We start from the raw sequence: 19,081 nt of genomic DNA, 5'->3' as shown, positions 1-19,081 counted from the left end.
CGGCGGGGTCCGGCCGGGCCGGCGTGGCGCGCCCGCCGTGGACGATCGGAGCCGAGTGGACCGGGCGGAGGACCAGGTGGCCCATGGCCCGCCGCGGGGCGTCGGGCACACGCTGGCCATGGCAGTTTCCGCACCTCGCCGGGAGGCACGCCATGACCACCAGCACCCCCACGCCCACCCCCACGATGCTGCGGGCGCTGCCCGCCGAGCACCGCGAGCGGCTCATGCGCGTCGCCCGCGAGGTGAGCTTCCCGCAGGGCGCGCGTCTGTTCGAGGAGGGCGGCCGGGCCGACCGGTTCTGGATCATCCGCACCGGCACGGTCGAACTCGACATGCACGTCCCCGGCCGCCGCGCGGCCGTCATCGAGACCCTCCGGCACAACGAACTCATCGGCTGGTCGTGGCTGTTCAGCCCGCACGCCTGGCACCTGGGCGCCGAGGCGGCGACCCCGGTGCGGGCCTACGAGTTCGACGCCACCGCCGTCCGTCTCATGTGCCGGGAGGACCCGGCCCTGGGCAACGCGGTGGCCCAGTGGGTCGGTGACGTACTCGCCCACCGTCTGCACTCCGCACGGACCCGGCTGCTGGACCTGTACGCCCCGTACGGCGCCGGCGCCCACGTCTGACCGCGCCGACGGGCCGACACGCCTGCGGGCCGCCACGGGAAGGAGCCACCATGCACGGCACCCCGCACATCGTCAGCGACGTCATGACCCACACGGTCGCCGCGGTCGGCCGCAGGGCCCGGTTCAAGGAGATCGTGCGGCTGATGCAGGACTGGAAGGTCAGTGCCCTGCCCGTCCTGGAGGGCGAGAACCGGGTCGTCGGCGTGGTCTCCGAGGCCGACCTGCTGCCCAAGGAGGAGTTCCGCGACAGCGACCCCGACCGGTACACCCGGCTGCGCCGCCTGAACGACCTGGTGAAGGCCGGTGCGATCACCGCGGAGGAGCTGATGACGTCCCCGGCGCTCACCGTCCACGCGGACGCGACGCTGGCCGAGGCCGCGCGCGTCATGGCACGCGCCGGGGTCAAGCGGCTCCCCGTGGTCGACGAGCTGGGCATGCTGGAGGGCATCGTCAGCCGGGCCGACCTGCTGAAGGTCTTCCTGCGCGGCGACGAGGAGATCGCCGAGGAGGTCCGCCGCGAGGTCGTGTCGTACCTCTTCCCCGCCCCCGCCTCGGCGGTCCGCGTGGCGGTGCACGACGGGGTCGTGAAGCTCACCGGCCGGGTCCGGGACACGTCCCTGGTCCCCGTGGCCGCCCGCCTGGCCCGCGCGGTCGAGGGCGTCGTGGACGTGAGCTTCGACCTGGCAGAACACGCACCCTCCGGCGCCCCGACACCCCCGAACTCCGCCCGGACAGAGCGCCCAGGAGATTCCGCCCGAGCGTAGCCACCCCGGGCGGACCATCACCCGGGGCCCGTCGCCCGGCGCCCGTCGCCCGGCGCCCGTCGCCCGTCGCCCGGCGCCCGTCGCCCGGGGCCCGTCGCGCGGCGATCCCTCGCCCGGCACCGCCCCCTGGACCGGCGGCCCGTCACCCGGCGCCCCCTCACCCCGTTCCCTCACCCTGCGACCTCCCGGCCAGCGCCCCATCACCAGGCGGCCCGACACCCGGCGGCCCCTCGACCGGCAGCCCCTCACCCGACAGCCCTCGGCCGGCGGCCCGCCGGTCGGCGGCCCCTCCCCCGCCCCCTTCAGCCCGCCCCCTTCAACCCACGCCCCTCGGTCGACTGGGCCGGTCGGTCGACTGGGGCCGGTCGGCCCTAGTGTGTTCGGGTCCGGGGAGCGATGATCGACGGCACGGGCAGCCCGTAGCCCGATCGTCACCGGGGAACAGGGGGTCGTCATGGCCGAGGCGCGTACCTTCACGGAGCAGAATCCGATCCGTGTCTTTCTGCTCGACGACCACGAGGTCGTACGACGCGGCATCACCGACCTGCTCGACGCCGAACCGGACATCTCCGTGGTCGGCGACGCGGACAGCGTCGAGCACGCCCTCGTCCGCGGCCCGGCGCTGCGCCCGGACGTCGCCGTTCTCGACGTACGGCTCCCGGACGGCGACGGGATCTCGGTCTGCCGGGAGCTGCGCAGCCAGATGCCGGAGCTGGCCTGTCTGATGCTGACGTCGTTCGACGACGACGACGCCCTGCTCGACGCGATCATGGCCGGGGCCTCGGGCTACGTCCTCAAGCAGATCAAGGGCTCCGACCTGGTCTCGGCGGTCCGCACGGTCGCCTCGGGCCAATCCATGCTGGACCCCGCGACCACCGCCCGGCTGATGCGCTCGCTGCGCGCCGACCCGGCCGAGACCCCCGCCGTCGCTCCCGAGCTGGCGAGCCTGTCGCCGCGTGAGCGGGACATCCTCGCCCTGATCGGCGACGGTCTGACCAACCGCGAGATCGGCAAGAGGCTCTACCTCTCGGAGAAGACCGTCAAGAACCACATCTCCCGTCTGCTGGCCAAGCTCGGCGTCCAGCGCCGCGTCCAGGCGGCCGTCCTGGCCTCCCACCTGGACCAGCCGGATCCCGGGGACCGCGGCACGGGCTGAGCACCGCCCCGCCTCCGCGGCCCGACGACACGTCGTCGACGAACGGGGGTCACCACCGTCCGGTGGTGACCCCCGTTCTCGTGTTTCCCCTCCCCCGTCCGTATCCCAGGTCCGTCCCAGCGGCGATCCGTCCCCGCAGGTCACAGGCGTGCGACTGTCCCGGCGTCCCAATCCGGGGCAGGGGGATCCGGCGTGCGGGTCGGCGCTGCCAGCATGATCCGGGCCGGGGACTCCCGGTTCAACTCACAAGAGGGGGAACACCAGATGGGACGGAGGACGCTTCTGCGGGGTCTGACCCTCGCCGTGGCAGCGGTCCTGCCCCTGTACGGGCCCGTCGCGGCGCAGGCGGCCCAGTCCGCGGCCACCGCCGCGACCGCGGTCGCGGTCTGCGGGCATACCAGCGAACAACCCACACTCCAGCGGGGATCGACGGGGGACCCGACGACCGAGGCGCAGTGCGAACTCGACCTGGCGACGAAGCCGAGCCGGTACACGCCGATCGCGGCGGACGGCTCGTTCGGTCCGGCGACGGAGACGCGCGTCAAGGAGTTCCAGGCCTGTGCCGGGCTGAGCGTGGACGGGACACTCGGCCCGCAGACCTGGGCGGCCCTGAACACCTGGGCCGCCGCACCGCACACCTGCGCCGCCCAGGGCACCTCGGCCACGGCGCAGACGACCGTCTGCGGCCACACCGACACCCGCCCGACCCTGCGCAAGGGCGCGAACGGCGTCGAGGTCAAGGAGGTGCAGTGCCGGCTGAACCTGGCCATGGAGCCGTTCCACTACCCGCCGCTGACGATCGACGGCGACTTCGGGGGCGGCACCGAGAGCCGGGTCGTAGAGCTCCAGCACTGCGCGGGCCTCAGCGCCGACGGCGTCGTCGGCCCCAACACCTGGGCGAAACTGGTGGACTGGGCCGGCCGTAACACCTACTGCACGCCGCCGCGCCCCGCCGGATACCCGATCGACGGCCTGGACACCGCCAAGTACCAGCACCCGGGCGGCGCGGCGATCGACTGGAAGGCCGTACGGGCCTCGGGCGTCGAGTTCGCGACGGTCAAGGCCACCCGCGGCCTGAACGTCACCGACGAGTACCTCGCCACCGATCTGCCTGCGGCCAGGGCGGCGGGGCTGGCCGTCGCGCCGTACCACTTCTACACCGGCTCCTCGCCCGACACGGGTGCCGCGCAGGCCGACCGGTTCATCGCCGCGGTGCGGGCGACCGGCTACACCGGGCAGCGCGCGGGCGACCTGCCGCCGGTGTTCGACCTGGAACGCATGGACGACGGCACGGGCCGCTGTCCCGTCTACGGCACGGTGGACGACATCAAGGCCTGGCTGGACCGGGTGGAGGCGGCCTTCGGCCGGACTCCGGTCATCTACACCCAGAAGTCCTTCCTGGACGACTGCCTGGGTTCGACCACCGCCCTCGCCCGGTATCCGCTGCAGCTCGCGGACTACCGCCAGTCGATCACCCAGCCGCCGCTGCCGAACGGCTCGACGGCCTGGACGATGTGGCAGTACACCGACGCGGCGCTCTTCCCGGGCATCAAGGCCCCGGCGACCGCGGACGTGTTCAACGGCACCCAGGCCGACCTGGACCGGCTGGCCAACCGCACCTCCGCGCTCACCACCGCCTCGGCCGCCTCGGCCGTCACGGCCCGCACCGTCGCGACGACCTGCTACGGCGGAGCGGTCACGGTGCACTACGGGGAGGTCCTCGACTTCGGCCCGTACCGGACCACGAGCCGCTGCGCCGACATCAACATGCGCGTCGTCGGAGGCGACGCGGAGTACGTCGTCGCCTGCGTGAAGTTCGAGAAGACCGGCGTCTGCAACCGCTGGACCAAGGTGGGCTGGAGCTGGACGACCATCGCCACCGACGTCCTGGACGGGACCAAGTTCACCGTGCCCAACGGCGTGGACCTGGAGGGCAGTTCGGCCACCATCCAGATCGCCTTCTGACCCCCGGCCACAAGGAGACCACCATGATCCGCAACAGAACGCTGGCATCGGCCCTGTTCACCACGGCCGCGCTGCTGGCTGTGGGCGTCGCGCCCGCCTCGGCCCGGACGTCGGCCGCCTCGGCCGCCGCCACCAGCTGCTACGGCGGCGCCAGAACCCTGACGTACCACTACCAGGCGGCCGCCAAGGAATACGGCACCTACACCACGTCCTCGCGGTGCACCGACATCAACCTGCGGCTCCTCACGGACGAGCCGGGGGTGTACCTGGACGCCTGTGTGGTGTTCGTCGACCACACCACCAAGTGCAACAACGGCGACGCGTACACCACGCACGGTACCGAGTGGGGGACCGTCGCCACCGACGTGAAGGACGGCACCCACTTCGTCCTGCGTGTGCACGCCTACGACACCGACGCGCAGAACGTCACGTTCCAGATCGCCTACTGAGCCTGCTGACCCCTGAAAGGGCAACGATGACTTCCTCCTTCCGTCCCATGGACCGCCGCACCATGCTGCGCGGCACGCTGGCCGCCGGCGCCGGTGTCGCCTTCGGCCAGTTGCTGTTCTCGGGCACCGCACAGGCCTATTCCTGGTCGCGCACCCTGACCCAGGGCGACACCGGCGCCGACGTGACCGAGCTGCAGATCCGGATCGCGGGCTGGGCGGCGGACAGCGCGAGCCACAGCCGGGTCGGCATCGACGGCGACTTCGGCGCCGGTACGGCCGCGGCCGTACGCCGGTTCCAGGCGGCGTACGGTCTCACCGCCGACGCCAGCGTCGGGCCCAACACCCAGGCGAAGCTCAACGCGCTGGAGCAGTCCGACGGCTCCACGCTCCACTTCAACTGGAGCGAGTTCGTGAACCAGTCGGACGGCACCTTCAACGGCGGCAAGCTGAGCGCGTCGGCGGTGAAGGAGAACGTCCGCCGCTGCATGTACAAGCTGGAGGCGCTCCGCAAGAAGCTGGGCGACAAGCCGATCACGGTGAACTCCGGCTTCCGCAGCATCGCGCACAACGCCGAGATCGGCGGGGCCAGCGACAGCATGCACCTGTACGGCACGGCCGCCGACCTGGACGTGCCCGGCGTGACCAACAAGACCGTCTACCAGAAGGCGGAGACCTGCGGGTTCTCCGGGCTGGAGACGTACACGGTCGACCACCAGCACGTCGACAGCCGGGCCGACCTCGGCCGCGACTGGTGGTGGGAGGACGGCACGATCTGAGGCCGTCGCTTCCGGGGGAGCGGAGCTCCGGGTACCGCCGTGGCGGTACCCGGAGCTCCGGGCGTCAGCTCTTCGGTGTGTCCTTCTCCAGCGCCGCCTCGCAGGAGGGCCAGTCGTGGAAGTCGTGCTTGACGCTCCACAGCCGGTGGGCGGCCCTGATGTTCCAGTCCGGGTCGAACGCCCGCAGCGGTGTGCCGTCGAGATCCCGCAGGCGGGCGTCGGAGATCTGGAACACGCCCCAGTTGCGGCTGCCGTTGGTGTTGGGCAGCACGTACAGCGGGTCGAGGAACGAGGCGCAGCGGGCGACGGCCACGGCGGTGCCGGGATCCTCGACGAACACCGCACGGATCCGCTTCGCCACCTCGGCCGGCGACCAGGTCGTCATGCTCACCTTGTGCGCGTAGAGCGCCTTCTTGGTGGCGTCGTCCACGACGTTGGTGGCCGGGAGACCCGCCAGCACCTGGAACGCGGTCACTCTGCGCAGGGTCTCCGGCCCGAAGTCCCCGTCGACGGCGAGCTTGCCCTTCGCCCGTGTCAACAGGTTCTGGACCTCGCGCACGCACGCGTCGTGCTGCCCCATGCTCACGGTCTGGCACGCGGGCGAGTACAGCAGCTCGTCGCCGGCCGCCGGTGCGGCACCGTCGGAGCCGCTGCCGGGCAGCCACACGAAGCCGGCCACCAGCACCACCGCGGCCACGGTGACCAGGATCGCCACCCGGGAGGACAGCTTCTCGGGCAACCGGGCCCGCCGCGGCTTCCCGGCCTCCGGCGGGGTGACGTCCTCCGCTACGGCGTCCACCTGCGCGGGCTCGGCGGTTCCGGCGGTTCCGGCGGGTTCGACGGGCGCGGCGGGTTCGGCAGGCTCGGCCGGTTCCGGTTCCGGTTCCGGGCTCGCCTCGGCGGTCACAGCCGGTACGTCCCGGTCGGTGTCCGCCAGCGCCCACAGCCGGTGGAGTTCGCGGAGCTCCTCCGCACTGGCGCCGCACACCTTGCCGAAGGCGTGCACCACCCGGTAGTCCGTCGGGACGCTGAGGCCGGAGCAGTACCGGTGCAGACTGGAACCGCTGACGCCCGCCTCCTTGCCGAGGCGGTCGTAGCCCCGGCCGCTGCGGTCCTTCAGCATCCGAAGGCAGGCGGCGAACTTCTCGGTATGCGGAGAGGCAACCACACATCCACCCTTGCTCAAGCCCCTACTGACGGGTAGAAGCTACACGGCGGGAAAGGAGTGCGTACGCCCTTTCACTTCCGTAATGCGACCGTCGGCGACCATCAACTGTCGCCTCTGCAACGCTATTTGACAGTACGTCAACTACTCACGTGCACGAACGTGCGGCCGGCGGCCAGCAGTCGGGGTACGGCGGCGGCGATGCCCCGTGCCGTGCCGCCGTCGGGGTGGTTCATATGGCAGATGACGACGGAGCCGGCGGGCGCGGACCCGACGGTCGTGCGGACCTGCTCGGGGCTGAAGGTGGCGCCCGCGTCGCCGTTGACGGAGAAGCCGACGAACCGCTCGCCCAGCGCGGTGACGATCCTGGCCGCGACGTCGTCGCAGTACGCGGTGCCGGAGCGGAAGAAACGCGGCGGGCTGCCCAGCAGCCGGGTGAGCTTCGCCCGGTTGCCGGCGATCTCGTCGTAGACCTCGGCGGCGCTGCGGGTGCCGGGGATGCCGTAGGCGGAGCGGCCGGTGACGGAGAGGGGGAGGTGGCGGGTGCCGTGGTTGGCGATCTCGAAGAGCGGCTCGGCGGCCAGTGCGCGGAAGACGGACGGATTGGCGTCGATCCAGCGGGAGTTGAGGAACAGGGTCGCCGGTACCTCCCGTTTGCGCAGGAAGTCGATCAGGGCGCTGTCGTAGCCGCTGCCGCCGCGGCCGCCGCAGGCGTCGAAGGTCAGCGCGATCCCCTGCTGACCGGCGGGCAGCCGGTGCACCACGCCGGGCGCGTCGAAGCCCCAGGTGCGGGGCACCGCGTGACCGTATTCGGCGACGATCTCGGCGCGGGTGGCACCGGGCAGACGGGTCGCCCCGCCGCTCGCCGAGGGCGACGGCCCGGCGGCGGAGGCCCGGGCCGAAGGGGAGGCGGAGGAGGAAGGAGACGCGGAGGTCCCCGTCCCGGCCTTGACCGCCTCGGTCGTCTTCGCCGCCTTCGCCGATGTGCCGCAACCGGCCAGGGCTCCCCCGGCCAGAGCCGCCAGCACCGTACGCCGACTCGTTCCCATCTGCTCTCCCACCTGCCCGGACGTGCCACGGAAATGCTAGGCGGCACACCGCCGCGACCCGCCCGGCGACCGGACAAGCCTTGCCCAACAATCCTTTGTTGATCATTTGCCCCGTCCGACCCAACCGCCACACGCGAGTGAAGGACGATCACCGGGGTGCACGCCAACCACCAGGTGGAGTTGCCGTGGGAGCCTCCCCCGGAGCCGGCTGAGCCGATGCCGTCCGTCAGGTCAGCGTGTGGGCCGAGGCGCCGGGGCGGGTGTAGGCCTGTCGGGGGACGAGCGGTCCGTGGTCGCCCGTGCAGACGACGACGGCTTCCACCGGTTCGCCGCAGTCGCGGTGACGCACCTCCAGAGGCGGCCCCTCCGGGTCCGCCTCGTACCGGTCGCCCCACTGCTTGAGGGCGATCATCACCGGCCACAGATCCCAGCCCTTGCGGCTGAGCCGGTACTCGTGGCGGGTGCGGTGACCCGGCTCCCGGTAGGGGACGGTGTCCAGGATCCCGGCGGCGACCAGTTTGCGCAGCCGGTCCGAGAGCACCGCCTCCGACAGGCCCACGTGCCGGCGGAAGTCGTCGAACCGGCGCACCCCGTTCATGGCGTCCCGCAGGACCAGCAGCGACCACTTCTCACCGATCAGGTCGAGGGTGCGCTGCACGGTGCAGTTCTCGGTGCTCGTCTCCAGCCAGGTCATACGGCCATCGTAGGCTGACTTCGACATTGACAGCCAGAGGCCCGGCTGGCTAGCTTCGAATAGCGAAGCCAGGTGAGAAGGAAGACGAGAAGGAAGAGGCACATGACAAGGTCACGCACGTTCGAGTGGCAGGATCCGGGCGTCTCCGCGGCCGCCGTCGGCCAAGGGAGCGGTCTCGACTTCCTGCGGGGCGTGCAGAGCGGACGCCTGCCCGTCGCGCCCATCGGGGCGGCCCTCGGTTTCACCCTGGAGGAAGCCGAGTTCGGCCGCGCCGTCTTCGCCCTGGAACCCGGGGAGGAGCACTACAACCCCATCGGCAGCGTCCACGGCGGCGTCTACGCCACCCTCCTCGACTCGGCCGCGGGCTGTGCCGTGCAGTCGGTCCTCCCGGCCGGCATGGGATACACCTCGCTCGACCTGAACGTGAAGTTCCTGCGCCGGATCACCGTCGACACGGGCAAGATCCGCGCGGTCGGCACCGTGCTCAACCACGGCCGCCGCACCGCGCTCGCCCAGGCCGAACTGCTCGACTCCGAGGACCGCCTGCTCGCCCACGCCACCAGCAGCTGCATGCTCTTCCCGATGCCGCCGAGCTGACGGCCGCCCGTGACCGCGGCCCCCGGGCCTACTCCGGGGTGCCGGGACGGACGGTGAAGTAGGTCCACCCGCTCCGCGCGGCGCCGGTCTGCGCACCCTTGGCGGGCGGCGCGTAGAGACCGCGGACGCGGTAACGGTCGTTGCTCGTGAAGAGCTTCAGGGCGCGGTCGTAGCCGTACCAGCCGTCGGAGTACAGGGGCACGCACTGCTGCGAGGCGACCTGGTGCCAGGCCCCCGAGGCGTAGTGCTCGACGTACACCGAGGTGCAGCCCCCGGCCTGCCGGGGCGTGACCTGGAGATTGAAGCCCATGGTGACTTCGGACCTGTAGAAGACCTGGTAGGTGGTGGATCCGACGCGGGTGGTGCGCACCGGGTACTGCAGCCGCGTCCGGACGGTGGGCGTGAGGGTCGCGGTGGTGGTCACCGTGCGCGGCGCGTAGCGGTAGTCACCGGCGAAGGCCGCGCTGAAGACGGTGTTGCGGGTGGGCTTGTACGACACGACGAGGTTCCCGTGCGTGTCGACCTTGCCGGTCTTCAGCGTCGTCCGCGACCTGCCCGCGGGCTGGGCGTACAGCGTCACGACCCGGGAGTCGTACGTGGTCCCGAGGTGTGCGGTGACCTTGGCGGTCGCGCCGGAGCGGTACGACTTCGCGTCGGTCGTCACCGTCAGGCCCGGAGTGGCCCGGGACACCTGGACCGTCCGCGCCGCGGTCACCGGGAGGTAGGACGTGCCGCCGTCGTAGGCGAAGGAGTAGGTGTTCGCGCCGCCGGTCCCCGGGGTGTCGTGCAGGGCGAAGGTGCCGGCGGCCGCGACGGGCACGGTGCCCAGTGAGTAGCCCGACGGATGCGCCAGGTCGGTCTTGGTCACCTGCACCGCACCGGTCCGCACATGCGCGTGCGGCCAGCCGAGCCGCCCGGTGACGGTCAGCGGCGTCGCCCGGCCCGAGGTGTCCGGGCCGGTGAGCGCCATGGTGGGCGCGTACTTCGCGACGGGGACGTCGAAGGCCTGGCCGGCCGGGCCGTAGTGGCCGCCGCCCGAGTAGTCGACGCGGAGGCTCAGGGCGCCGGTGAGCGGAGCGGTGCCGGAGACCTGGTAGGAGCCGAAGAAGTCGACCGGCGGGCGGGCCGGGGTGGCCGTCGGGTCCGGGACGGGCACACCGTCCGGATCGGCGTCGTCGTAGCGGGTGATCCGGACCGTGCCCGGCAGCATGGATTCCCCGGCACCGAGGGCGAGCGGCGCGTCGAAGCCCGCCCGGAACGCGTAGGTCTCGCCGGGGGCGAGCGGGGTGGTGGTCGAGGTGCCGGAGAGGTGGACCCACGCGGTTTCCGGGTCACGGGCGATCTGGAGCGTCGGCGTTCCGCCGGAGGCGTCCACGTCCACGGCGTAGAGCCGGCTGCCGTCGGGCGCCCAGGCGAGGCCGTGTGCGGCCAGGCGCATCGGCGAGTCGATCTCGTACAGGTGGTAGTAGCCCTCGCCCGCTTCCGGGAACGCCTCGAATCCGTAGCTGCAGCCGCAGCCGGCGAGGGTGCCGTCCGGGGCCACCGCGACGGCCCTGGCGGCGACAGGCGTGGCGAACTGCCCGTCCACCGTCAGGTCCGAGACGCGGTACCGGTTGCTGCTCGCACGCAGCCAGGACGAGACCGCCAGGTGCTGCCCGTCCGCCGTTACCGCGAAGTCGGTCAGGTCCGGGACGGGCAGCGGCCTCGCCGCCTGCCGCGTCAGCGCGCCGTCCGCAGCCGAGTACGTGACGACGGCCGCGGTGTCGCCCGTCTGCACGGCGGCCGCGAGGACGCCGGAGGGGGTCGGGGTCGTCGCCAGTGCCGGCGGGGCCGGCCAACTGCCCGGGTCCCGCCCCAGGTTCACGGTGCCGGCCGCGTCGACGGAACCGATGCCGCCGGCGCCCGCCGTGCCGTACCCGAACCAGAGGATGCCCCCGGCGACGGCCAGCGAGTCCGGGTGGCTGCCCGCGCCCGTGCGGTAACGGGCCGACTCGGTCAGGTCCGCCGTACTGATCGCCGCGATCGCGTCCTCGTCCGGGAGAGCCGCGTACAGCGCGGATCCGTCGGCGGACAGGGCGAGACCGGTGGCACCCGGCTCGCCGCCGATCGTCGTCGGGTGGCCGCCGTCGAGGTCGGTGACGAGGATGCCGTCGGTGCCGGCGCCGCCGCTGATGTACAGGTGCCCGTGCGGGGCGTCCACGACCAGGTGCGCGAAGTGCGCGATCGGCAGTGCCGTACCCGAGGCCGCGTACGAGTCCCCCGCGCCGGGACCGGCGACGGTCACGGCCGTCGCCCCCAGGAGCAGCGCCCCGGCGACCGACGCGGCGACGGACGGCGAACAACGCGCCGATTTCATGAAAGGCCCCCCACAACCCTCACGACCAGTGGCGCGCAACGTAACACGCGGCGGCCGGGCCCCGACGGGGAGGGCGGGCCGCGACCGTACCGGCATCGACACCAAAAGGCATCGCATGCCATATGTCACCCGGCATTAATCTGACACTTGAATGCCACTTGGCATTCGATGCCATACCGTGGACCCCGTCCGGTCGACCCTGAGCGCAGGAGAACCACACCGTGAGCAAGACCACCGCCGCAGCGGCCCACCTCGAGAAGCCGGCTCCGCACGCCCCGGGCATCCGCCGACTGCGCGGTCACCCCTGGCTCTCGCTGCTGGCGGTCGCGCTCGGCGTGATGCTGGTCGCGCTGGACGCGACGATCGTGGCGATCGCGAGCCCGGCCATCCAGAAGGACCTGAACGCCTCGCTGTCCGACATCCAGTGGGTGACCAACGCCTATCTGCTGGCCCTCGCCGTCACCCTGATCACCGTCGGCAAGCTCGGCGACCGCTTCGGGCACACGAAGATCTTCCTGATGGGTGCCGTCGGCTTCGTCGCCTCGTCCGCCGGTATCGGGCTGACCGACGACATCAAGGTCATGATCGGGCTGCGGGTGCTGCAGGGCGTGTTCGGGGCGATGCTCCAGCCGACCGCGCTGGGCATCATCCGGGCCACCTTCCCGGCCGAGAAGCTGAACTCCGCGATCGGTGTCTGGGGGGCGGTGGTCGCCGCCTCGACCGCGGCCGGTCCGATCGTCGGCGGCCTGCTCGTCGAGCACGTCGACTGGGAGTCCTGCTTCTACATCAACGTGCCCGTCGGCGTTCTCGCCGTGGTCATGGGCCTGCTGTTCCTGAAGGACACCGAGCGCGACAACAGCGCGAAGTCCTTCGACATACCCGGGATCGTGCTGCTGTCCGGCTCGCTGTTCCTGCTGGTCTGGGCGCTGATCAAGGCCCCGGCCCAGGGCTGGGGCGACGCGCGGACCCTGGGCTTCCTGGGCGCCGCGCTGGCGGCGGGTCTGCTGTTCGTGCTGCGCGAGAGCCGCGCGCAGGAACCCCTGCTGCCGCTGCGGCTGTTCCGCTCCCCGGCTCTGTCGGCGGGCACCGTGCTGATGCTGATGCTGGCCTTCTGCCTGTTCGGGGCCATGTTCTACATGACCTTCTACCTGCAGAACGTGCACGGCCTCAGTGCCGTCGACGCCGCCGTGCGGATGCTGCCGCTGACCGGGCTGATGGTCGTCGGCGCGCCCCTGGCCGGTGTGCTCATCAACCGGTTCGGACCGCGGCCCCCCATCGTCGCCGGCATGCTCCTCACCGCCGGGGCCCTGTTCGGGCTCGCCGGCCTCGACACGGGCTCGGGCGCCAACGACACGCTGGTGTGGTTCGGCATGCTCGGCCTCGGCCTGGCACCGATCATGGTCGGCGCCACCGAGGTCATCGTCGGCAACGCCGAGGTGGAACTGGCCGGCGTGGCCGGCGGCCTGCAGTCCACCGCCATGCAGATCGGCGGCACCCTCGGCACCGCCGTCCTCGGCGCGGTGATGTCCGCCAAGCTGAACGACGTCTTCGCCGAGCGCTGGGCGGCCGCCCACCTGCCCGCGCTCGGCGGCGAGCAGCTCGCCCAGGCCAAGGAGGCGGTCTCCGTCGGCGTCGCCCCGGTGACCCCCGGCACCCCGGCGGCCGTCGCCGAGACGATCACCGGCATCGCACACGGCGCCTTCATGGACGGCATGCACCTCGCCTTCGTCGTCGCCGGCGTCGTGGCCCTCGCCGGCGCCGCGCTCGGTCTGCTGACCAAGCGGGGCCGCAAGGTCGAAGGCGGCGCCGTGCACATCTGACCGGCGTGCGGCGGGTCCGGCGGCCCGCCTGGCAGGCGCGGGGAGCACCTCCGTCCGGCTTTGAGCGGAGCCGGACGGAGGGCCACGAGACTCCCCGTCCGGCCGGGGCCCACGTGGGGACGGCGGGCCCCGGCCTCCCCTTCCGCGCTGTGGCAGACTTTCGGCGGAAAGACAGAAGGCAGGTACGAGATGACGGCTGGCCCGAAGCCGGTGCCGGGTCTGCGGGAGCGCAAGAAGCTGCGCACCCGGTACGCGATCATCTCCACCGCCGTGACGCTGTTCGTGGAGCGCGGCTACGACGAGACCACCGTCGCCGAGATCGCCGAAGCCGCGGAGGTCGCCCCCCGCACCTTCTTCCGCTACTTCGCCACGAAGGACGAGGTCGCCCTCGCCCTGATCACCGAGGCCGACGAGGCCATCTTCCCCGCGCTGGAAGCCCGCCCGGCGGCGGAACCGCCCCTCACCGTCCTGGCCAACGCCGTCCGCGACGTCGTGGAGCAGCTCATGCAGGCCGACGACGGCAGCGGTGAACTGTGGACGCGCATCCTGCGGCTCCTGGAGAACTCCCCGCCCCTCCTGGCCGCCCACTTCCAGCGCGCGGTGTCGATCGAGAACCGCCTGGCCCGCAAGCTCGCCGAGCGCGAGGGCGTCGACCCGGACACCGACCTGCGCCCCTTCCTCGCCGTCGGCGCCGTCGGCACAGCCCTCCGCGCTGCCCACCGCCGCTGGGCGGCGCTCCCCGAGGCCACCTCCGACGACCTCCTACGGCTGCGCGACCAGGCCCTGCACGCCCTGCACGAACCGCTCGACCGCCACTGGGCACAGGGCTGAGGCAAGAATCCTCCGTGTGCAGGGCTTCATGACGGCCTCCTCGCTCAACGGAAGCGGCGGATGCGGGCCGCGGTCGCGGGGGCGTAGGGCAGCCAGTCGCCGGCCGTTCCGCTGGTGACGAACTCGGCGACGGCGGTGGCGAATTCGTGGCCCAGGGCGGTGCGCCGACGGTCGTCCACCCCGGCGAGGACGGGGCTGTCGGACGAGGCGTCGAAGGTGTTGAAGAGGAAGGGCAGTTCGGCGCAGTGGGTGGCGCCCAGGGCGTACGGGTCCTCGGCGGGGGCGTGGTCGAACCGGTAGACGTAGGTGGTGTTGCCGCCGGCCGCGTGGTGGTCGGCGATCTCCAGTGAGCCGTCGCGGAAGAGGCCGTCGGTCTGTACCGCGGTGAAGATCTGCGCCGGTGTCGCCTCATCGTCGAGGCGGGCGGCGTGCCGCCGGTAGACGTCCTGGGCGGCCTGCCCACCGATCTGGGCGGTGAGGATCTCCAGGGCGCCGGTGGTGGTGAGGTTCTGGATGCGCGGGTCGAAGGCGAAGAAGGCCGTCGCCTCGTCGCGGGTGGTGCCGATCAGCAGCGGCTTGCCCTCCAGGGCGCCGTCCGCGAGGGCCTGTTGCCGGGTGCGGGGCATGCCGGGGCCGCCGAGGACCGGGTACATCGGCGGGGCCGCGTTGCCGGGGACGGCGAGTTGGGCGGAGAGGCGGCCGTAGGCGTCCAGCAGTTGCCCGGCCGGCCGGGCGCGCAGGGCCTTCGCGGTGTCCGTGCCGTCCGGGATACCCAGTAGGCGCAGGTAGGCGGCGGCGTTCTCGGCGGCCTGGTGCGGGTCCTGCGGGTTCAGGCCGAAGGGGCCGCTCTGCAGCAGCACCCGGGTGATCGACCCGTTCGTCGCGGGGTCGAGGGCCAGCATCAGGGAGGAGTAGGCCCCGGCGGACTGCCCGCCGACCGTGACGGTGCGCGCGTCGCCGCCGAAGGAGGCGATGTTGTCCTGGACCCAGCGCAGCACGGCGGCCTGGTCCTGCGGGCCGAGGTTGGCCGCGCCGATCTCCGGAAGGTAGAGGTAACCCAGCGGCCCCACCCGGTAGTTGGCGGTGACGACCACGATGTCGCCGAGGGCGGCCAGGCGGGCGCCGTCGTACCAGTCCCAGCCGCCGGAGCCGCTGGTGAAGCCGCCGCCGTGCCACCACACCAGCACCGGGCGCTCCGCGCCGTCCGCCGGCGCCCGGCGCGGGGTGAAGACGTTGACGGTCAGGCTGCCGTCCTCCCGCCAGTCCGGCACCCGCTTGCCCTGCACCTTCTCCAGCCGGGAGGCCGCCTGCGGCACGGACGGGCCGGCCTGCGCCGCGTCCCGCACGTCCGTCCAGCCCGGGTGCGGCCGCGGCGGCGCGAACCGCAGCTCGCCGACCGGCGACGCGGCGTACGGGATGCCCCGGAAGGAGACCGCCCCGCCCTCCACGACTCCCCTGACCCTGCCCCGGTCCGTGTCCACGACCATGTGCTCGATGCCGGTCACCGTGCCCACCTGCTCTCTCTCGTCTCGGTTGTTGCTCTGAGACTTTTCTAGGCCGGCATCGAAATCTGAGCCAGAAACATCCGCTCCAGTCGAGAAAGAAGGACATAGAATCCTGGAGCATGGAGAAAGTGCGCCATCAGCTGAACGAGACGGACAGCCGGATCGCCGCCGCGATGCTGGCCGCCCCGCGCGCCTCCTGGCGCACGGTCGGCCGCGTCCTGGGCATCTCGGAGCGCACCGTCGTACGGCGTGCGGCACCGCTGTACGGCGACGGGACCCTGCGGGCCACGGCCGTCCGCAACCCCGTGCACTTCCCCGACCTGATCCCGCTGGCCCTGCGCATCCGCTGCAAGCCCAACCGGATCAGCGCCATCGCCGCCACCCTCGCCCGCCGCCCCGACACCGTCTGGGTGGACGTCCTCGGCGGCGGCGACGAGATCTGCACCATCCTCTTCCTGGACGGCCCGGACGCCCGCAACAACCTGCTGCTGCGCGACCTCCCCGCCACCCCCGCCGTCCAGTCCTGGACCTCGCACGTCCTGCTACGGGTCTTCCCGGCCGCCTTCGACTGGAGCGGCGGCCTGCTGACGGAGACCGAACTGGCCAGCCTGCGGCCGGACTTGACCGAGACGCCCACCCGGCCGGCCCTCCAGCCCCTCGACCACCAGCTGATCACCGCGCTGACCGAGGACGGCCGCGCCTCCTACACCGACCTCGCCCAGCGCGCCGACACCACCGCCCTCACCGCCCGCCGCCGCCTAGAAGCGCTGGTCGCCGGCCAGGTCCTGCGGCTCGCGACCGAGGTCGACCTCGCCCGGCTCGGCATCCGCGCCGAGGCACTCCTGTGGATCACCGTCGCCCCCGGCGGCCTGGAGGAAACCGGACGGCAGCTCAGCCGCCACCCCCAGGTCCGTTTCGCCTCCGCCGTCACCGGCCCCGCCAACCTCCTCGTGGCCGTCGCCGCAGCCGGCCTCGACGCGCTCTACGTCTTCCTGAGCGAGACCATCGGCGCCCTCCCCCACGTCACCACCATCGACGTCACCCCCATCCTGACCGGCGTCAAACGGACCGGCCTGGTCCGCCCGGGCAGCCTCTGAGCCCGCCACAAGGGCGGCCTTCCGCAACGCCACCGTCACTCAGTCGTGCCGGCCAAGGTCGGTGCGCACGATCATCTTGCCGATGTTGTGTCCGCGCATCATGTCGAGGAAGGCGGCGACGGCGTGTTCGATCCCGTCGACGACCGTCTCGTCGTAGGTGATGCGGCCGTCGCCGAGGCCCTCGGTCATGATGCGGCGGAACGCGGGCGCGAGAGCGAGGTGGTCGGCGACCGTGAACGGGGCGAGCGTGAGCGAGCGTGCGGCGGTGTCCACAGGCCGGCGTGGACGCCGAACCGCCGCGGACGCGTTGTACTCGGAGATCGCGCCGCACAGGGCGGCACGGCCCCCGACGTTGAGGGCGGCGAGGGCGGCGTCGAGGTGGTCGCCGCCGACGTTGTCGAAGTAGACGTCGATGCCGTCGGGGGCCGCTTCGGCGAGTTGCTCGGCGACCGGGGCGTCCTTGTAGTTGAACGCCGCGTCGAAGCCGTACTTGCCGGTGAGGAGCGCGACCTTCTCCGCCGAACCTGCGCTGCCGATGACCCGGTCCGCGCCCAGGACGCGGGCGAGCTGCCCGGCGGTGGAGCCGACCGCGCCCGCCGCGCCGGACACGAAGACCGTGTCGCCCGGGCGCATCCCCGCCACGGCGGTGAGACCCGCGTAGGCGGTGAGGCCGACCAGGCCGAACATGCCGAGGTGGAGCGAGAGGGGCACCCCGGGAGCTTCCGGCACGACGCGGAAGCCCGCGGCGTGCTCCTGGGCCACGTCGCGCCAGCCGTACTCGTGCAGCACCCAGGTGCCCACCGGCAGGTCGGCGGCGGCGGAGGCGACGACGCGGCCGACCGCGCTGCCCGTCATCGTCTCGCCCAGGGGGAAGCCCCAGCCCGGCACGTCGTTCATCCGCCCGCGCATGTACGGGTCGACGGAGACGAATTCGTTGACGACGCGGACGTGCCCGGGCTCGAGGGCGCCGTAGCCGACCTGGACGGTGCGGAAGTCCCGCGGCGTCGGCCAGCCGTCGGGGCGTGAGACGAGCTGGATCTGGGTGCTGGTGATCTCGGACAAGGGTCCTCCCGGTTGTGGAGCGGTTGTGGCGTGGTTGCGGTGTGGTTGCGGTGTCCGGCGTGGAGGCGGGGCTGCCGGCGGCCCTAGAGTCCGGCGAGGAATTCGAGCAACGCCTTGTTGAGCTCCCGCGGCTTCTCGTCCGGGAGCCAGTGGCCGGCGTCGGCGATGACGATCGGCTCGCGTGCGTGCGGGGCGACCTCCGGGAAGCGTTCGATCGCCGTGCGTCCCCACAGGGTGGCGATGTCGCGTCCGCCGCCGACGAACAGGGCGGGGACGTCCAGGGGCCTGCCCTCGTAGGGGGCGAGGAGTTCCCAGTCGAGGTCGAGGCAGTGGTAGTAGCTGAGCGGGCCGGTGAAACCGGTGCGTTCGAACTCGGCGACGTAGAAGTCGATGTCCTCCCGGGTGAGCCAGTCGGGCAGGTCGTCCGGCATCGGCGCCATGCCGTCGCGCATCCCCACCCCCGGCGGCATGCACACGGTTTCGCGCAGCATCGCGGCCAGCGCCTGGTCGGAGAGCCGGCCGAAGTCGACGGCGGCCGCCTCGGGCGGCTGGGGGGCCGAGCCCGAGAAGCTGTAGAGCGCGCCGGTGAGCCAGCCGGCCGGGTCGGCGTGGAACTCGCGGTCGGCGACGCCCGGCAGGGTGAAGTACTCCTGGTACCAGAGCCGGTCGGGGCCGGCGATCTCGCGCTCGACCTCCGAGGGGCGGCGCTCGCCGAACGGGTTGCCCGGCAGGGCCATCAGGCCGCGCCCGCCGAAGGGCACGCTCACCCCGACGACGGCGCGGAAGACGTCGGGCCGGGTCCACGCCGCCGACCAGGCGACGGCCGAGCCCCAGTCGTGGCCCACGATCACGGCCCGCGACTCGCCGAGCGCGTGCACGACGCCCACGCAGTCCGCGACCAGCTCGGTGATGCGGTAGTCGTGGACCGCGGCCGGCTTGGACGTGCGCCCGTAACCGCGCATGTCGATCGCGACGGCGCGGTAGCCCGCGTCGGCGAGTGCGCGCAGCTGGTGGCGCCACGAGTACCACGACTCGGGAAAGCCGTGGGCGAGCAGCACCAGCGGCCCCTGTCCGGCCTCGACCGCGTGCACGCGGATCCCGTTGGCGGACAGCGTGCGCCGCCTGAATCGCTCGTCGTTCAGGGCACTGAACGTGGACGTTCCGCTCAT

At 72.4% G+C, this 19,081-nt stretch carries 17 protein-coding genes; 10 read left to right on the top strand and 7 right to left on the bottom strand.

All coding sequences use genetic code 11. From position 1 onward, the window contains the following. Positions 1–152 precede the first annotated feature (152 nt). The 6 genes from AB0D85_RS22610 to AB0D85_RS22585 all read left to right on the top strand — a co-directional run bounded on the left by AB0D85_RS22610 (position 153) and on the right by AB0D85_RS22585 (position 5,736). Positions 153–626, top strand: coding sequence for a cyclic nucleotide-binding domain-containing protein (locus tag AB0D85_RS22610; RefSeq protein ID WP_362322847.1), 474 nt, complete (start codon positions 153–155; stop codon positions 624–626). A 50-nt stretch (positions 627–676) separates the two neighbouring features. After that, positions 677–1,390, top strand: a complete 714-nt coding sequence (locus tag AB0D85_RS22605; RefSeq protein WP_362322845.1) for a CBS domain-containing protein — start codon at positions 677–679, stop codon at positions 1,388–1,390. Between the two features lie 454 nt (positions 1,391–1,844). After that, complete coding sequence (locus AB0D85_RS22600) at positions 1,845–2,546, top strand: response regulator transcription factor (protein ID WP_362322842.1); 702 nt, start codon at positions 1,845–1,847, stop codon at positions 2,544–2,546. 264 nt (positions 2,547–2,810) lie between these two features. Then, positions 2,811–4,511: a GH25 family lysozyme gene (locus AB0D85_RS22595; RefSeq protein ID WP_362322840.1), complete on the top strand. Its 1,701-nt coding sequence runs from the start codon at positions 2,811–2,813 to the stop codon at positions 4,509–4,511. A gap of 23 nt (positions 4,512–4,534) precedes the next feature. Beyond that, positions 4,535–4,960 carry a hypothetical protein gene (locus AB0D85_RS22590; RefSeq protein WP_362322838.1) on the top strand — a complete coding sequence of 142 codons (426 nt, stop codon included), beginning with the start codon at positions 4,535–4,537 and terminating at the stop codon, positions 4,958–4,960. 26 nt (positions 4,961–4,986) lie between these two features. Next, positions 4,987–5,736 (top strand): D-Ala-D-Ala carboxypeptidase family metallohydrolase, encoded by a 750-nt coding sequence (locus AB0D85_RS22585; RefSeq protein WP_362322836.1) that lies wholly within the window; start codon positions 4,987–4,989, stop codon positions 5,734–5,736. 64 nt (positions 5,737–5,800) lie between these two features. Here AB0D85_RS22585 and AB0D85_RS22580 read toward each other — a convergent pair whose 3' ends face one another. The 3 genes from AB0D85_RS22580 to AB0D85_RS22570 all read right to left on the bottom strand — a co-directional run bounded on the left by AB0D85_RS22580 (position 5,801) and on the right by AB0D85_RS22570 (position 8,644). Next, positions 5,801–6,904 (bottom strand): helix-turn-helix domain-containing protein, encoded by a 1,104-nt coding sequence (locus tag AB0D85_RS22580; RefSeq protein ID WP_362322834.1) that lies wholly within the window; start codon positions 6,902–6,904, stop codon positions 5,801–5,803. Between the two features lie 137 nt (positions 6,905–7,041). Further along, positions 7,042–7,950: a polysaccharide deacetylase family protein gene (locus AB0D85_RS22575; protein ID WP_362322832.1), complete on the bottom strand. Its 909-nt coding sequence runs from the start codon at positions 7,948–7,950 to the stop codon at positions 7,042–7,044. A gap of 226 nt (positions 7,951–8,176) precedes the next feature. Further along, on the bottom strand, positions 8,177–8,644 hold the full coding sequence (locus AB0D85_RS22570; RefSeq protein WP_362322830.1) for a helix-turn-helix domain-containing protein: 468 nt from the start codon (positions 8,642–8,644) through the stop codon (positions 8,177–8,179). A 102-nt stretch (positions 8,645–8,746) separates the two neighbouring features. On the opposite strand from AB0D85_RS22570, the gene AB0D85_RS22565 reads away from it, so the two are divergent. Further along, entirely contained in the window at positions 8,747–9,241 is a 495-nt protein-coding gene (locus AB0D85_RS22565) for a PaaI family thioesterase (protein WP_362322828.1), read from the top strand. A gap of 28 nt (positions 9,242–9,269) precedes the next feature. Here AB0D85_RS22565 and AB0D85_RS22560 read toward each other — a convergent pair whose 3' ends face one another. Further along, positions 9,270–11,597 carry a hypothetical protein gene (locus AB0D85_RS22560; protein ID WP_362322826.1) on the bottom strand — a complete coding sequence of 776 codons (2,328 nt, stop codon included), beginning with the start codon at positions 11,595–11,597 and terminating at the stop codon, positions 9,270–9,272. Positions 11,598–11,878: 281 nt separating this feature from the next. Here AB0D85_RS22560 and AB0D85_RS22555 point away from each other — a divergent pair, with 281 nt between their 5' ends. Then, entirely contained in the window at positions 11,879–13,417 is a 1,539-nt protein-coding gene (locus tag AB0D85_RS22555; protein ID WP_362323290.1) for an MFS transporter, read from the top strand. Between the two features lie 189 nt (positions 13,418–13,606). After that, the gene (locus tag AB0D85_RS22550) at positions 13,607–14,248 is read left to right on the top strand and encodes a TetR family transcriptional regulator (protein ID WP_362322824.1); all 642 of its coding nucleotides are present in this window, start codon (positions 13,607–13,609) and stop codon (positions 14,246–14,248) included. 44 nt (positions 14,249–14,292) lie between these two features. On the opposite strand, the gene AB0D85_RS22545 is transcribed toward AB0D85_RS22550, so the two are convergent. Next, positions 14,293–15,753, bottom strand: coding sequence for a carboxylesterase family protein (locus AB0D85_RS22545; RefSeq protein ID WP_362322822.1), 1,461 nt, complete (start codon positions 15,751–15,753; stop codon positions 14,293–14,295). A 119-nt stretch (positions 15,754–15,872) separates the two neighbouring features. Between AB0D85_RS22545 and AB0D85_RS22540 the strand changes: the two genes are divergently transcribed. After that, positions 15,873–16,850: an Lrp/AsnC family transcriptional regulator gene (locus tag AB0D85_RS22540; protein ID WP_362322820.1), complete on the top strand. Its 978-nt coding sequence runs from the start codon at positions 15,873–15,875 to the stop codon at positions 16,848–16,850. A gap of 39 nt (positions 16,851–16,889) precedes the next feature. Here AB0D85_RS22540 and AB0D85_RS22535 read toward each other — a convergent pair whose 3' ends face one another. Together AB0D85_RS22535 and AB0D85_RS22530 are read right to left on the bottom strand one after the other, a co-directional pair. Beyond that, complete coding sequence (locus AB0D85_RS22535; protein WP_362322818.1) at positions 16,890–17,912, bottom strand: NADP-dependent oxidoreductase; 1,023 nt, start codon at positions 17,910–17,912, stop codon at positions 16,890–16,892. 83 nt (positions 17,913–17,995) lie between these two features. Beyond that, a complete protein-coding gene (locus AB0D85_RS22530; protein WP_362322816.1) occupies positions 17,996–19,081 on the bottom strand; it encodes an alpha/beta hydrolase in 1,086 nt (361 codons plus the stop codon).

Source organism: Streptomyces sp. NPDC048277, from assembly GCF_040652235.1.
GTDB lineage: Bacteria > Actinomycetota > Actinomycetes > Streptomycetales > Streptomycetaceae > Streptomyces.
Note: the sequence above shows the minus strand (reverse complement) of the source record. Positions and strands in the feature narration are given on the sequence as shown.

What these genes read in the sequence shown, in the direction of transcription:
- AB0D85_RS22595 (WP_362322840.1), top strand. Translation starts at nt 2,811, where the DNA reads ATGGGACGGAGGACGCTTCTGCGGGGTCTGACCCTCGCCGTGGCAGCG.
- AB0D85_RS22610 (WP_362322847.1), top strand. Translation starts at nt 153, where the DNA reads ATGACCACCAGCACCCCCACGCCCACCCCCACGATGCTGCGGGCGCTG.
- AB0D85_RS22530 (WP_362322816.1), bottom strand. Translation starts at nt 19,081, where the DNA reads ATGAGCGGAACGTCCACGTTCAGTGCCCTGAACGACGAGCGATTCAGG.
- AB0D85_RS22570 (WP_362322830.1), bottom strand. Translation starts at nt 8,644, where the DNA reads ATGACCTGGCTGGAGACGAGCACCGAGAACTGCACCGTGCAGCGCACC.
- AB0D85_RS22575 (WP_362322832.1), bottom strand. Translation starts at nt 7,950, where the DNA reads ATGGGAACGAGTCGGCGTACGGTGCTGGCGGCTCTGGCCGGGGGAGCC.
- AB0D85_RS22590 (WP_362322838.1), top strand. Translation starts at nt 4,535, where the DNA reads ATGATCCGCAACAGAACGCTGGCATCGGCCCTGTTCACCACGGCCGCG.
- AB0D85_RS22550 (WP_362322824.1), top strand. Translation starts at nt 13,607, where the DNA reads ATGACGGCTGGCCCGAAGCCGGTGCCGGGTCTGCGGGAGCGCAAGAAG.
- AB0D85_RS22565 (WP_362322828.1), top strand. Translation starts at nt 8,747, where the DNA reads ATGACAAGGTCACGCACGTTCGAGTGGCAGGATCCGGGCGTCTCCGCG.
- AB0D85_RS22585 (WP_362322836.1), top strand. Translation starts at nt 4,987, where the DNA reads ATGACTTCCTCCTTCCGTCCCATGGACCGCCGCACCATGCTGCGCGGC.
- AB0D85_RS22560 (WP_362322826.1), bottom strand. Translation starts at nt 11,597, where the DNA reads ATGAAATCGGCGCGTTGTTCGCCGTCCGTCGCCGCGTCGGTCGCCGGG.
- AB0D85_RS22600 (WP_362322842.1), top strand. Translation starts at nt 1,845, where the DNA reads ATGGCCGAGGCGCGTACCTTCACGGAGCAGAATCCGATCCGTGTCTTT.
- AB0D85_RS22605 (WP_362322845.1), top strand. Translation starts at nt 677, where the DNA reads ATGCACGGCACCCCGCACATCGTCAGCGACGTCATGACCCACACGGTC.
- AB0D85_RS22540 (WP_362322820.1), top strand. Translation starts at nt 15,873, where the DNA reads ATGGAGAAAGTGCGCCATCAGCTGAACGAGACGGACAGCCGGATCGCC.